At 69.9% G+C, this 12,966-nt stretch carries 11 protein-coding genes; 7 read left to right on the top strand and 4 right to left on the bottom strand.

Going from position 1 to position 12,966, the window contains the following annotated elements; all coding sequences use genetic code 11:
- Window positions 1–289 precede the first annotated feature (289 nt).
- Window positions 290–1,990 carry a DUF1996 domain-containing protein gene (locus FHX40_RS21550; RefSeq protein ID WP_229788498.1) on the top strand — a complete coding sequence of 567 codons (1,701 nt, stop codon included), beginning with the start codon at window positions 290–292 and terminating at the stop codon, window positions 1,988–1,990.
- A 118-nt stretch (window positions 1,991–2,108) separates the two neighbouring features.
- On the opposite strand, the gene FHX40_RS21545 is transcribed toward FHX40_RS21550, so the two are convergent.
- The 3 genes from FHX40_RS21545 to FHX40_RS21535 all read right to left on the bottom strand — a co-directional run bounded on the left by FHX40_RS21545 (window position 2,109) and on the right by FHX40_RS21535 (window position 4,116).
- Window positions 2,109–2,702 (bottom strand): proteasome activator, encoded by a 594-nt coding sequence (locus FHX40_RS21545; RefSeq protein ID WP_170198922.1) that lies wholly within the window; start codon window positions 2,700–2,702, stop codon window positions 2,109–2,111.
- Window positions 2,703–2,972: 270 nt separating this feature from the next.
- The gene (locus FHX40_RS21540; RefSeq protein ID WP_142261298.1) at window positions 2,973–3,482 is read right to left on the bottom strand and encodes a YflT domain-containing protein; all 510 of its coding nucleotides are present in this window, start codon (window positions 3,480–3,482) and stop codon (window positions 2,973–2,975) included.
- A gap of 202 nt (window positions 3,483–3,684) precedes the next feature.
- Window positions 3,685–4,116 (bottom strand): Hsp20/alpha crystallin family protein, encoded by a 432-nt coding sequence (locus tag FHX40_RS21535; protein ID WP_142261297.1) that lies wholly within the window; start codon window positions 4,114–4,116, stop codon window positions 3,685–3,687.
- 356 nt (window positions 4,117–4,472) lie between these two features.
- On the opposite strand from FHX40_RS21535, the gene FHX40_RS21530 reads away from it, so the two are divergent.
- The 3 genes from FHX40_RS21530 to FHX40_RS21520 all read left to right on the top strand — a co-directional run bounded on the left by FHX40_RS21530 (window position 4,473) and on the right by FHX40_RS21520 (window position 7,524).
- Window positions 4,473–4,916, top strand: a complete 444-nt coding sequence (locus FHX40_RS21530; RefSeq protein ID WP_142261296.1) for a CBS domain-containing protein — start codon at window positions 4,473–4,475, stop codon at window positions 4,914–4,916.
- Complete coding sequence (locus FHX40_RS21525; RefSeq protein WP_142261295.1) at window positions 4,913–6,208, top strand: ArsB/NhaD family transporter; 1,296 nt, start codon at window positions 4,913–4,915, stop codon at window positions 6,206–6,208. The genes FHX40_RS21530 and FHX40_RS21525 overlap by 4 nt, the downstream gene beginning before the upstream one ends.
- 545 nt (window positions 6,209–6,753) lie before the next feature.
- Window positions 6,754–7,524, top strand: coding sequence for a DUF5131 family protein (locus FHX40_RS21520; RefSeq protein ID WP_142261294.1), 771 nt, complete (start codon window positions 6,754–6,756; stop codon window positions 7,522–7,524).
- On the opposite strand, the gene tcmP is transcribed toward FHX40_RS21520, so the two are convergent.
- Window positions 7,505–8,656 (bottom strand): three-Cys-motif partner protein TcmP, encoded by a 1,152-nt coding sequence (tcmP, locus tag FHX40_RS21515; RefSeq protein ID WP_170198921.1) that lies wholly within the window; start codon window positions 8,654–8,656, stop codon window positions 7,505–7,507. The two genes, FHX40_RS21520 and tcmP, sit on opposite strands and share 20 nt — an antisense overlap.
- Window positions 8,657–9,187: 531 nt before the next feature.
- Between tcmP and FHX40_RS21510 the strand changes: the two genes are divergently transcribed.
- The 3 genes from FHX40_RS21510 to FHX40_RS21500 all read left to right on the top strand — a co-directional run bounded on the left by FHX40_RS21510 (window position 9,188) and on the right by FHX40_RS21500 (window position 12,887).
- Window positions 9,188–11,269 (top strand): NACHT domain-containing protein, encoded by a 2,082-nt coding sequence (locus tag FHX40_RS21510; RefSeq protein WP_170198920.1) that lies wholly within the window; start codon window positions 9,188–9,190, stop codon window positions 11,267–11,269.
- Between the two features lie 337 nt (window positions 11,270–11,606).
- The gene (locus FHX40_RS25565; protein ID WP_142261291.1) at window positions 11,607–12,416 is read left to right on the top strand and encodes a CPBP family intramembrane glutamic endopeptidase; all 810 of its coding nucleotides are present in this window, start codon (window positions 11,607–11,609) and stop codon (window positions 12,414–12,416) included.
- A gap of 81 nt (window positions 12,417–12,497) precedes the next feature.
- On the top strand, window positions 12,498–12,887 hold the full coding sequence (locus tag FHX40_RS21500; protein WP_142261290.1) for an acyl-CoA thioesterase: 390 nt from the start codon (window positions 12,498–12,500) through the stop codon (window positions 12,885–12,887).
- Window positions 12,888–12,966 lie beyond the last annotated feature (79 nt).

Below are 12,966 nucleotides of genomic sequence, written 5' to 3'. Positions count from 1 at the left end.
GAGCCGCCGCACGAGACCGCCGCGAATCCGGCGTACGCGCGCTCGCCCCACCGCCCGGCCGTACCGGCGGTCGAAAGGCCCGGCACGGGGACCGTGCCGTCCGGACTTATCAGGTTTTGACGAGCTTGGAAATGCGTGAGCCGGACCCCCGAACCCTGCGTATCTCCGGGCAGCACAGCCGCAAGCTGACCGGCCACGTCGCAATCCGGATGGACAGACACGTCCCAGGAGGTTTCCGGCAGTGGTCGATGTCCAGGGGCGTGGACCGGTAGACGGAGGAGATTCTTAGATGACACACCACAGGCGGTCCTACATGCGCGGAAAGATGGCCGCCGCCGTGACAGCCGTGGCGGTCACGACCGGCGGCATGGGCATTCTCACTCCGGCGAACGCCGCGACGGCCGGAATATCGCCCGCTGCGGGCGGGCAGACCATCGTCTGCCCGCCGGTGGCCGACCGGCTGGGTGCTGTGCCGGCCGCGGCCCAGGCCGAGGTGAACCGTAACCTCGCCCTGCTCGAGCAGCAGATCGCGGACGCGAACCGCCGCCTCGCGAACTCCGTCGGCCAGGGCGGTCCCAACTTCGTGCAGAACGCCATCCTCGGGCCGCTTCGCTCCAAGCGCATCGCCACCCTGGAGCGCATCGCCATCGCGATCGGCCGTACCGGTTTCCCGCGTCCCCAGGGTCTGGAGGAGCTGGCCGACTGTACGTTGACCGGCGGCAACGGCCAGGGCCAGGGCAACAACGGTCAGGGCAACGGCTTCAACAACGGTCAGCACAACGGCTTCGGTAAGGGGAAGAACAAGGGCAACAACGGGAACAACAACGGCAACAACGGCCAGGACAACGGTCAGAACAACGGGAACAACGGTCAGGACAACGGCCAGGGCAACAACGGCAACAACGGCATCAACGACCCGGGCAACGGAAACAACGGCAACAACGGCCAGGGTAACGACAACGGCCAGAACAACGGCAACAACGGTCAGGACAACGGCCAGGGCAACAACGGCAACAACAACAACGGTAACAACGGCCAGGGCAACGACAACGGCCAGGGTAACGGCAACAACGGGAACAACGGCAACAACAACGGTAACAACATCAACGGCAACCCGCCGTCCCGGGCCGACTTCGTCGACATCCGTACCGTCCGGCCGAACGTGGTGCGGCCGCGCTTCCAGCGCAACGGCTCCCGGGGTACCTTCACCTCGTTCTGCGGCCGTAACGAGCGGCGGCACTACAACTCCGACAACGTCATCGTGGCCCCGGGCGTGAGCAACGGCGCCCACCACGTCCACGACTACGTCGGCAACACGGACACCAACGGCCAGTCCACCAACGAGAGCCTCGAGGCCGCCGGCACCACCTGCACCAACGGCGACAAGTCCGCCTACTTCTGGCCGGTGCTGCGGCTCGTCGGCACCAAGGACTTCGACCACAACCAGCCGGGTGGCGGCCTCGACGGCAACGTCGGCCGGATCCTCCGCCCGACCTCGGTCACCCTGACCTTCCGCGGCAACCCGCGCAGCAAGGTCGTGGCGCCGCCGAAGTTCCTGCGGATCATCACCGGTGACGCCAAGTCGTTCACGAACGGCACCGCGAACGCCAACAGCTTCTGGACCTGCACCGGCTTCGAGAACCGCAAGCTGACCGACAAGTACCCGCTGTGCCCGCGCGGCAGCCAGGTGGTGCGCATCTTCGAGTTCCAGAGCTGCTGGGACGGCCAGAACATCGACAGCGCCAACCACCGCACCCACGTGGCGTTCGCGCGGCCCGACGGCACCTGCCCCGACGGCTTCCAGCCGATCCCGCAGCTGGTGCAGCGCATCACCTACTCGGTGCCGCCCGGCCCGTCGTACGCGCTGGACAGCTTCCCTGAGCAACTGCACAAGCCCATCACCGACCACAGCGACTTCATCAACGTGATGCCGGAGCGGCTCATGCAGCGCGCCGTCAACTGCATCAACAGCGGCCGCCGCTGCTTCTGACGGATCACCGGGGTCACTCTGACGGGCGCGGAGCCCGGGTACGGCTCCCGCGCCCGTCACGCATGCCCGGATACCGTCCGTTCCCCGGCCCGCCCGCGGGCGGCCACGCCTACCGGGCCTACAGGTAGGCGCCGGTCGGCGGATTGTCGAGGTGCCGGTTGCGCGCCTGCGGCTGCTCCGGGTACGGCCGGCCCGGCCGCGGCATGCCGCCCGGGTCCGCGTGGCGCACGGCGTGCAGCTGCCGTGCGAGGTCGAGCCGGTGCAGGGTGAGCGTGACCTGGACACCCTGGAAGAGGCCGTCCAGCCAGCCGAGCAGCTGGGCGTGCACGACGCGCAGCTCGGCCTGGGTCGGCGACTCGCTGAGGTTCGGCCGCAGCTGCTCGAGCTCCTGGCGCAGCTCGGGCGGGAGGCTGCCGGCGAGCTCCGCGCTGATCCGGTCGTAGGTGTCGGCGAGCCGCTGCCGGGCGTGCTGGTCGAGCTTCAGCTCCCGCATCTCCTCGCAGAGATGGCGGATCATGACGGCGAGCCGGATGAGCTTGTCCTGCTTCGCCATCGCGACCAGGTCCGGCATGGCCTGCTCCTGGCGCGCCGCGGCCTCGGCCTCCCGGGACGCCTGCGCCTCCTCCTGCCGGGCGTCCTGTCCCTGCGATACGACGAGCAGGCCGGACGGCGATCGCGTGATCCGGGGCTCCTGCGCCTGAAAGCCGATCACTGGGGCAGTCCTCCTTCCGCTCCCACCGGCCCCGGCATGACCCGGCACGCCCGGAACTCGCCCTCGGCCCACGAGCGCGATCGAGCCCGCCCGGACGCGATGGCTGTCACCTTTCTGACTACTCGTCATCGTTGGACAGGCTTGTGAACAACGTACCCCGCCCCGATCGCGGCCGTCCGCCCGACCCGCGGCCAGGCCGCCCGATCGGGGCCACGGCGCTCGCGGGCCACGCGCCCGGTACGGCACGGCGGTTCCGGTGGCGCGGCGCGGTCAGCCGGTGCGCCAGCCGTACTTGATCAGCAGGTTCTTCGCGTCCTCGGCGACGTCGGGCGTGGTGACGATGTCGTACCGGTCGGCGATGAGCGTGCTGCGGGAGATCACGTCGCGGCGGCCCGGGGCGAGGCGGCCGAGCCAGTGCGTGACCAGCCCGAACGCCGAGCCGAAGACCGCGCCGAAGGCCAGGCCGCCGAGCGCGGCCGGCAGCGCGGCGGCGCCCGGGGTGAACAGGCTCACCAGCAGGCCGATCAGCAGGCCGAACCAGGCGCCGGTGGCGGCGCCGCCGCCCGCCGAGTGCAGCCAGGTGAGCCGCCCCAGCACCTTCTCCACCAGGCGCAGGTTCGTGCCGACGATCGCGGTCTTGGCGACGGGGAAGTTCTGCTCGGCGAGGTGGCCCATCGCCCGCTGCGCCTGCTCGTAGGTGGGGTAGGAACCCGCCACGACGTACTCGTCGAGGCCCGCCGGGCCGGCGGCCGCGGACGGCCCGATGAGGGTCTGCGTCATGGGGACTCTCCTTTCCGGTCATCGCGTGTCGCGGGGGAGGCGGTGGTCACGGCGCGGGGCCGGCCACCGTCCCCGCGGGGTGGCCCGGCTCCGGGCGGCGGGACGACAGGCGACGGCCCAGGGGGCGCGGCCGGTTCCGCACCGCCCTGGACCGCATCGCGTCGGCGCCGGGGCCGGGATCGGGATCGGGCGCGTGACGAGGTCACGCGGCGAGGGCCTTGGCGTCGCCCTTGGTGATCTTGATCTTGCGGGGCTTCGCCTTCTCCAGCACCGGGATCCGCACCGTCAGCACGCCGTTGTGGTACGCGGCCTGGATCCGGTCGGCGTCGAGGTGCTCGCTCAGGTACACGCGCCGGGTGAAGGTGCCCATCGGCCGTTCCCGGACGAACACCCGGACGTCGTCGCCGTACTCCTCGTTGCGGGCCGCCGACACCGTCAGCACGCCGCGGTCCACCGAGACCTCGATGGTGTCGGGGTCGATGCCCGGGACGTCGAACCTGAGCAGGACGTCATCCGCGCGGCGCACGCCGTCCATCGGCACGACGGCGGGGAAGGTCAGGCCGGTGGTCATGGAGCGCAGCCGGTCGAACTGCCGCTCGAACTCCTCGAACAGCGTGTCAAACGTGGTCAGCATCCTCGTCACCCCTTCGTCAGGTCCTGTTGCCTTGTCCCCAATCTCTCTATTCCCGCTTACATGATACTTCAAACTCAAGTTTCAGGTTTCTTCCAACTCCTGTGTGGAATAGGCGGAGCCGGACCGGGCTGAGCTGCGCGGACGGCGAGGACGGGCGGTGACGGTACGGCGAGGCGTCGGTGGCCGAGCGGTGCGGTCGTGGGCGAGGCGCGGAGCCGCGTCCGGATGCGGTCGGGCGGCGGTCGGGGAGGGGGTACGTGCCCAACTGTTCCGTTTCTTGGTAGATTCTGGTCAGGTGTGCCGGGAAGCCTGGTCGGCAGTGATCGTTGGGCCGATTCAGTGGAGAGGCACACGCCATGCGCGCTCGCGACGTTCTCGCCGCGTTTCCCCCGATAACCGCCGACACCCCCGCCAGCGAGGCCGCCAGGCTGCTCAGCGAGCACAAGGCGCCCGGCCTCATCGTCGTCGACGACAGGGGCAAGCCGCGCGGCATCCTTCCCGGCGTCCACGTACTGCGGCTCGCCGTACCCGGCTACTGCCAGGAGGATCCGACGCTGGCACGGGTGATCGACGAGCCACACGCCGACCACTTCCTCGATCCGCTGGCAGGACGGAAGGTGGCGGACGCCCTGCCCTGGGTGTCCCGCGACCTGCCGGTCGTCGACTCCGAGGCGACCGTGCTGGAGGTGGCCGCGCTGATGGCGCGCACCGGCAGCCCGCTGGTCGCGGTGATGTCCGAGGGCCACCTCATCGGCGCGGTCACGCTGCAGACGCTCCTGGACCGGGTGGTCGCCCAGTGACGCTCACCGCCTGGGTGGCGACGGCCACGTTCCTGTTCGTGTACGCCCTGATCGCCACCGAGAAGATCCACCGTGTCGCGGCCGCGCTCGGCGGGGCAGGCGTGATGCTGCTCATCCACGCCACGAACGCCGAGACCGCGTTCTTCAGCGAGGCCACCGGCATCGACTGGAACGTCATCTTCCTGCTCTTCGGGATGATGGTGATCGTCGGTGTGCTGAAGCAGACCGGCGTGTTCGAGTACCTGGCGATCTGGGCGGCCAAACGCGCCAAGGGGCGGCCGTACCCGCTCATGGTGCTGCTGGTGGCGATCACCGCGATCGCCTCGGCGCTGCTCGACAACGTCACCACCGTGCTGCTCGTCGCGCCGGTGACGTTCCTGGTGTGCGAACGGCTCGCGCTGCCGGCCGCGCCGTACCTGATCGCCGAAGCCCTCGCCTCCAACATCGGCGGCGCCGCCACGCTCGTCGGCGATCCCCCGAACATCATCATCGCCAGCCGGGCGAACCTGAGCTTCAACGACTTCCTGGTGCACATGGCGCCGATGGTCGTCGTGCTCATGATCGCGTTCATCCTGCTGTGCCGGGTGATGTTCCGGCGGGCCTTCCGGTACGACCCGGACCGGGTGGCCGAGATCATGGCCCTCGACGAGCGTGAGGCGATCAAGGACCGGCGGCTGCTCGTGCAGAGCCTCGTGGTGCTCGGGCTGGTGATGGCGGCGTTCGTGCTCCACCCCGTGCTGCACTACGAACCGTCGGTGGTGGCGCTGCTCGGCGGGGGCGTGCTCGTCGCGGCCACCAAGGTGACCACCTCCGAGGCGCTCAGCGAGGTGGAGTGGCCGACGCTGACGTTCTTCGCCGGCCTGTTCGTCATGGTCGGCGCCCTGGTGCACACCGGCGTCATCGGCCTGGTCTCCGAGGCCGCCGCCGACGCCTTCGCCGGCCGGCTCGGCGTCGCCACGATGGGCCTGCTCGGCGGCTCGGCGGTGATCTCCGCGATCGTCGACAACATCCCGTACGTGGCCACGATGGCCCCGATCGTGGGCGAGCTCGTCCAGTCGGCCGGCGGCGACGCGGCCCAGGTGCTCTGGTGGGCCCTCGCCTTCGGCGCCGACCTCGGCGGCAACGCCACCGCCGTCGGCGCCGCCGCCAACGTCGTCGTCCTCGGCATCGCCGCCCGCAACGGCACCCCCATCTCCTTCTGGCAGTTCACCAAGTACGGCCTGCTCACCACGATCATCACCGTCGGGTTGTGCGTGCCGTACCTGTGGCTGCGCTACCTGGTCGGCGCCTAGCCTCGTCACCCGGCGTTGGCGGCTCGGTGCCCTGGGCGGCGTGCGGGCCGGTGCCGGGGTGCGGTCGCAGTGGCGCGGTCCGGGCCGTGGCCGTCGCCGATCCGGCAACACATGGCGGCGGTCGAGCGGTCCCTGCGCACGGCCCTTCACGGCTCGCGGCTGCGAGGTCGCCGGCCCGGAGGCGTTGGAGAAGGCCAAACAGGTGCTGGCCGAGCGGGTCGGCGTGCAGTGGCGTACCGAGGCGAAGCTCTGGTCGCTTGACGATCCCGACCCGATGCCGGTCGGCTGGTCCGTCACCGACGACGCCACGCTCATGGACCACCCGGACAACCTCGCCCACGTACCGCCGCACCGGTCCGGCTCCAGCGACAGGATCGGCGAGCTGGCGCGGCACTTCCGGGCGCTGCGCCGCCGTGGCCTTGTGCCGCGCCACGTCGTGACCGGACCGCAACACCTGTGGGCGGGCAACCGCCCCTCGCCACGTGTATGTGTGAAGTGCGGGCACCGCAGGTCTACGAGGAGTAGCCGAGGCAAGGAGACTGGCCGTGGCCGACCGAAGCGCCATCGAGTGGACCGAGGCTACCTGGAATCCGACGACGGGTTGCGACCGCGTCTCACCGGGGTGCGACAACTGCTACGCCCTCAAGCTGGCCAAGCGGCTGAAGGGGATGGGCAACCCCAAGTACCAGAACGACGGTGATCCCCGTACCTCCGGGCCCGGGTTCGGACTGACGCTCCACTGGGACGCCCTCGGCCTGCCGTACCGGTGGCGGACGCCTCGGACGGTCTTCGTGAACTCGATGTCCGATCTCTTCCACGCGCGGGTGCCGCGCGAGTTCGTCATGAGGGTCTTCCAGGTGATGGCGGACACGCCCCGCCACACCTACCAGGTCCTCACCAAGCGGTCCCGCCGGTTACGGCGCATCGCACCCGAACTGCCGTGGCCGGAGAACGTGTGGATGGGCGTCTCGATCGAGTCCCGCGGCCAGGTCGACCGGCTGGAGGACCTGCGGGCGGTGCCGGCGACCGTCCGCTTCCTGTCCTGTGAGCCGCTGCTGGGCCCGCTGGGGCCGCTGGACCTCACCGGCATCGACTGGGTGATCGCGGGGGGCGAGAGCGGTCCCGGACACCGGCCGATGGATCCTCGCTGGGTCCGGGAGCTGCGTGATCAGTGCCTGGAGCAGGGCGTGGCGTTCTTCTTCAAGCAGTGGGGCGGCCGTACCCCCAAGGCCGGTGGACGGGAGCTCGACGGCCGTACCTGGGACGAGATGCCGGCGCGGTACCGGCGGGGGAGGGTCACGAGCGTGGGGGCCTGATCACCATCGTGTCGATCCTGCCCTTGCCCTCCGTCGACGTCAGGCCCTCCCCGTGCAGTCGCTTGATCGCCTCGCGGATGTGCTTCCCCCGGGCGAGGCCCAGCGTCTCCCCCATGATCTCCGGGTATTTCGCGATCACGGAGAACGGGGCGGATTCCCGCTCGATCAGCGCCGCCAGGTTGGCGGTGATGGTCTCCACCCATTCGCGTTCGAGCTTGCGTTCGCGGTCTCTGAAAAGCTCGTCTTCGAACCCGAACGATGGTTGCTCGTCGGTCGTGGTGGTCGCTCGCTTCCAGCACGCACGCCGCCATTCGGTCATCGCCAGTGACAGCGCCTCGCCGAACGCCCAGAGGCCGTCCCGATGTCTGCTGAAGAACACGAGGTAATAGACCGGCTCGTGGCTTTCGTGATTGCGGACCGGCACGACCCAGCTGCCGCAACCGGTGTCCCGGCACACCCGTAGGCGATAGTCGGCCACCACCGCGTCCGTACCGCGCGAAGGGGAGTGGTGCCGGAAGAACACCGTCCGCCACCAGGAGCCGCCGCACACCCGGTCGATGTTGCGCAGCTTCTTCTCGTTGGCACGATCCACCCGCCGGACCAAGTGTGCCGAGAAGTTCATCAGGACTTCGGTCTTGGTGCTCCGCGGGCGGCCGTTGAGCAACGTGAGTACCGCCTCATAGGACAGCCCTGTGCCGTACGGATCGAGAAACGCGAACAACGGGTAGGACCTGGCGAAGTCGATCACGTCGTTGACGTGTTTTGCGACGTCTCCATGCTTCAGGACGACGGTGACGTCGGAGGCCTCCTCGCGGAGAATCGCGGACAGCCGGTGGAACACCGCACGCTGCTTCTCGGTCAGGAAGATGCCCAGGCGACGGGGTGAGCTCTGGGCCGCCTGCTGCCGAGCGACCTGTACCGCGATCAGCGGGGAACCCTCGGAGTTGTCCTTGTACCGGCCCTCACCGGCGTACCCGTCGAAGTAGACGACCCTCCCGTCGGGAGACGTGCTGCCCGTCTTGCTCACGAAGACCGGGAGGTAGCGACGGAGGAGTTCGTGCTTCAGGACGGCAGCGGGTTTCTTGCCGTCCCAGAAACCGCTCGGACCTGATTCGGGTGCCGCATCTCCCACGGATCCCTCGCAGAATCGTCGGGTTCGGCTTTCCTCGGTTATAACTCCACTTCGCCGGGTGGTCACCGGTCAGGGTGAGGGATTCGTGGCGGCCGCGCTCGTGGAGTGACACCGTCCCGCTCGGTCCCACTCAGAGTTCCTGATCGGTTCCGATGCACCGGTTGCGGCGCCGAACCCGTCATCGTCGTCGGTTCGCTTCGGTTTCCGGTCCGGTTGGTGCTCTAGATCAACATGTGATTCGAAATGGCATTGGGTGACCGGGAACCATGCGCGGGCGTAAAGGTTTTGCGCTGTTTTGGCTGTCCGACTTTCCGGGCTTTCGGTACTTGTGACGTTTGTCGGAATGTCGTCTGAAGGTGGTGTACGGGGTTTCGGTCGGCCGGCGGCCCTGGTGACGTAAGGATCGTCCCGTCGCGGTTCGTTCTCTTTCTCCACGTGCCTCTGGCGTTACCGGAGAATGGGGCTATGGGGCGGCGCAGGCGTTGGTTGGCGATCGCGTTGGCGGTCGGGTCAGGAGCCGTACTCATCGGCATGGTGCTGGTCGTGGCCCGTGCGGTCTCGTCCGACGAGCGGCCCCACATCGCGGATCTGGTGGGGGTCGTCATCTCCGCCGCCGCCCTCGCCTTGTCGCTACGGGAGACCGGGCGGCAGAGCTCGGCCAGAACGTATCCGGCAGGGGCGGATGCCCTGGAGAGCGCCAAGGAGGTGCTGGCCGAGCAGATCGCCAGGCAGTGGGGCGACGAGGCGGTCCTGCGGTCGCTGGACGACCCCGCCCCGATCCCGGTGCGCTGGTCGGTGACCGAAGACACCAAGGTCATGGACCGCCCGGAGAACCTCACTCCCGCGTCCCTGTATCTGAGTGGTTCAAGCGCTGACGTGGCCGCCCTCGCCAAGGCGTTCCGGGCGTTACGGCGGCGCCGCCTCGTCATTCTCGGCGGGCCCGGTTCGGGCAAGACCACGCTGGCGGTGCTCCTGGTCCGCGAACTCGTCACCACCCGTGCCGCCGGTGAGCCGGTTCCGGTACTGCTGTCGCTCGCCGGCTGGGACGCCGCCCGCGCTCCCCGCCTGCACGAGTGGGTGGCGGAACGGCTGGCGGACGGCTATCCGCTGCTGCGTGCGCCCGACCATGGCCCGGACATGCCACGGCGGCTGGCCACCGGCGGGCACATTCTCCCTGTTCTGGACGGTCTGGACGAGTTGCCGGCGTCCGCGCAGGCGGCCGTCATCACCGCGCTCAACCGGTACCTGGGCCGCGACGACCAGATCATCCTCACCTGCCGCAGCCGCGAGTACGCCGAAGCAATCGGCCAGGCGGGGGACGTGCTCACCTCCGCCTTGGTCATCCGGACCCACCCGGTCGACCCGCGGACCGCGGCGGGCTATCTCCGCAGCTGTCTGCCACCCGAACCGGGACAGGCCTGGGAGAAGATCCTCGCCGCGCTCACCGCGGCCGCTCCGCCGAGCGGGCCGTCGGCGGCGCTGGCCGAGATGTGCGCCACCCCGCTGGGCCTGTGGCTGCTGCGTACGGTCTACGCAGGCACTCGCGCCGATGTGACGCCGCTGCTCGACTCGCACGCTTTCCCTGACGCGGCGGCGCTGCGCGCCCACCTGTACGACCATCTGGTCGGTGCCCTCATCGCGACGCGCGATCCCTCCGTCGAGCGGCAGGAGCCGTTCCGGCCACGCCGTCGCCACGATCCCGACCGCGTCCGGAGATGGCTGGCGTACCTGGCCCATCTGATGAGTCACCCGAGAGACGGGAGCCCGCCCACCCGCGACTTCGCGTGGTGGCAGCTTGCCCGTGCCACCGGACTGTTCACGACGGCGACCCGCGTCGTGGTCGGGCTCGTCACCGGCCTCATGGGCGGTGTCGTGGCCGGGCTCGTGTTCGGCCTCATGGTCGGACTCGAGCTGGGACCGCCTGCGGGGCTCGCGCTCGGGTCCCTGGCCGGGGCCGTGGTCGGGCTGATGGTCGGACTCCTGGTCTGGTCGGAGGCGGCCTCCTGGCAGCACAAGCGTCCGGGATTCGCCGCCCTCCGGGTACGCGGCCGGGGACCCTCGTCGACCCTGGACATCGTGATCGGGCTCGTCGGCGGGCTCGGCATCGGGCTCGTGACCTGGCTCGCGTTCGGGCTCTGGGGCGGGGTCCTGGTCGGGCCCGGGATCGGGATCGCGGCCGGGATCGTGAGCTGGATGGAGCGGCCCGCCCGCGACGACGCGGCGACGACGCCGATGAGCGGCTGGCGGGCCGATCGCGTGGTGAATCTCCTTCGCGCCGCCATGACCGGGATCGTGTTCGGGCTCACCGGCGGGATCGCCGGCGGACTCGAGGACGGACCCGCGTTCGGGCTGGCGATCGGGATCGTGTGCGCGTTCGTCGGCGGGCTGGGAGGCGCACTCGTGGGCGGACGTCATCGCGCTTGGCCGGCCTACCTGGTGGTGACCTACAGGCTGGCGTTCGCGGGTCTGCTGCCGCGGGCGTTGATGCCGTTCCTGGATGACGTCCACCGTCTGGGGCTGCTGCGGGCGGTCGGTCCGTTCTACCAGTTCCGCCACGCCGAGCTGCAGGATCACCTGGCGGGGGTCTACGAGCGCGAGTACCGGGCCAAGTAGCCGCACGGCCGTCACCGCGCACCGCCGAGGCAGCCGATCGCGGTCGGCCGGGTCGCCGGAGGAAGCGCATTTCCGGCGCTCCTGCGGCCGAACCGACAGACTCGTCGGCTAGTTTGTGGGCACGACCGGTCAAGCCCGATCAAAAGGTGCGAGCCGTAAGAAGGGCAATCCATGGGGCGTGCGCGGCGAAGCCGGAGTCGTCCGGCACACGGGGAGGCGTACCGATGGCGAACGTCGTGAACGCCGTGATCCGCAGCCCTGTGCGAGACGACCCGGCGGCCGGCGACGGCTACCGGGCAACCGCAACATGCGGCGCCGCAGGACCGAAGGGCCGGAAATGAGCCGGGGACGCGGCTCGGCGCTGCGGTTCTTCGCGCTGGTCTTCGTGCTGTCGCTGCCGCTGTGGCTGCTGGGCCACCTGGCCAACCAGGCCGGGGCGGCGCGGCCGTACGACCTGCCGGTGAGCTCGCTCATGGCGTTCTGCCCGGTGATCGCCGCGCTGGTGCTGCTGCCGCGGGGTGAGCGGCTGCCGCTGCTGCGGCGGTCGGTGGCGCGGTTCCGGCCGGGGCGCTGGTACGTCGCGGCCGTGCTGCTCATGCCGGGTGTGTTCGCGGCGTCGTACGTGGTGCTGCGGCTGGCCGGGCGCCCGCTGCCGGAGCCGCGGATCACCTGGGCGATGGTTCCGGTCCTGATCGTGATGTTCCTCGTCGCGGCGGTGGGCGAGGAGGCGGGCTGGATGGGGTACGCCGCCGACCGCATGCTCGCCCGGTACGGCGCGTTCACGGTCGGCCTGGTCATCGGCCTGGTGTGGGCGGCCTGGCACATCGTGCCGTGGCTGCAGGCCGGCCGCGACGCGGGCTGGATCGCCTGGCAGTGCCTGTTCACGGTGGCGACCCGGGTGATCATCGTGTGGATGTACCGGAACACGGGGGCGAGCGTGGCGGCCGCGGTGCTCGTCCACGCCTCCAGCAACGTCGGCTACGCGCTGTTCCCGGTGAACGGCTCGCACTACGACCCGATGACCGTGGGCCTGCTCACCGCGGCCGTCGCGGTGCTCGTGGTGGCGGTGTGGGGCCCGCGGACCCTGGCGGGCCGCGATCACGGACGACCCCCGGCAGGACCGTCCGCCTCGTCGTCCGCAGGTTGAGCCCGGGACTCGGCTGTGCGGCGGCCGCCCCGGCGGAGGGCCGCGAAATGCGCTGGGTCAAGCGTTGGGTAAGGTCGCGGCATGACCGTTTACCGGGTACGGGGCACCGTGGCCTTCCACGAGACCGACGCGTCCGGGCGCTATCACTACACGAACGCATTCAAGTGGGTGGAGGTCGCCGAGCACGCCCTCTACCGGGAGGCCGGCGTACAGGTCGTCGATCTGCCCCGGCGGGCCGTACAGGCGGTTTTCGATCTGCCGTTCGAGTTCGGTGACGAATACGTCGTCGAGCTCGAGGTCGAGAAGCTGGGGAACACCTCGATCACCTACGCGTGGCGGATTCTCAAGGGTGAGGACGTCGCGGTGCGCGGGTCATACACCGTCGTCCACATCGACGGCTCCGGGAAGCCCACCCCGGTGCCCGACGCGCTCCGTGACGTGCTGGCGGATTACGTGAACCCGGCCCCCTGACGGGCCACTCACGTCGCGGTCGCCGGAGGCGGACCTCTGTCGGGTACGGAGGCCGCCTCTCGCGTTGCGCGCACCTGTG

Origin of the sequence: Thermopolyspora flexuosa (genome assembly GCF_006716785.1) — a bacterium.
GTDB classification, from domain to species: Bacteria; Actinomycetota; Actinomycetes; order Streptosporangiales; family Streptosporangiaceae; genus Thermopolyspora; species Thermopolyspora flexuosa.
This window is presented reverse-complemented; position numbering and strand designations above follow the sequence as displayed.

What these genes read in the sequence shown, in the direction of transcription:
- FHX40_RS21550 (WP_229788498.1), top strand. Translation starts at nt 290, where the DNA reads ATGACACACCACAGGCGGTCCTACATGCGCGGAAAGATGGCCGCCGCC.
- FHX40_RS21540 (WP_142261298.1), bottom strand. Translation starts at nt 3,482, where the DNA reads ATGACGCAGACCCTCATCGGGCCGTCCGCGGCCGCCGGCCCGGCGGGC.
- FHX40_RS21535 (WP_142261297.1), bottom strand. Translation starts at nt 4,116, where the DNA reads ATGCTGACCACGTTTGACACGCTGTTCGAGGAGTTCGAGCGGCAGTTC.
- FHX40_RS21530 (WP_142261296.1), top strand. Translation starts at nt 4,473, where the DNA reads ATGCGCGCTCGCGACGTTCTCGCCGCGTTTCCCCCGATAACCGCCGAC.
- FHX40_RS21510 (WP_170198920.1), top strand. Translation starts at nt 9,188, where the DNA reads ATGGTGCTGGTCGTGGCCCGTGCGGTCTCGTCCGACGAGCGGCCCCAC.
- FHX40_RS25565 (WP_142261291.1), top strand. Translation starts at nt 11,607, where the DNA reads ATGAGCCGGGGACGCGGCTCGGCGCTGCGGTTCTTCGCGCTGGTCTTC.
- FHX40_RS21500 (WP_142261290.1), top strand. Translation starts at nt 12,498, where the DNA reads ATGACCGTTTACCGGGTACGGGGCACCGTGGCCTTCCACGAGACCGAC.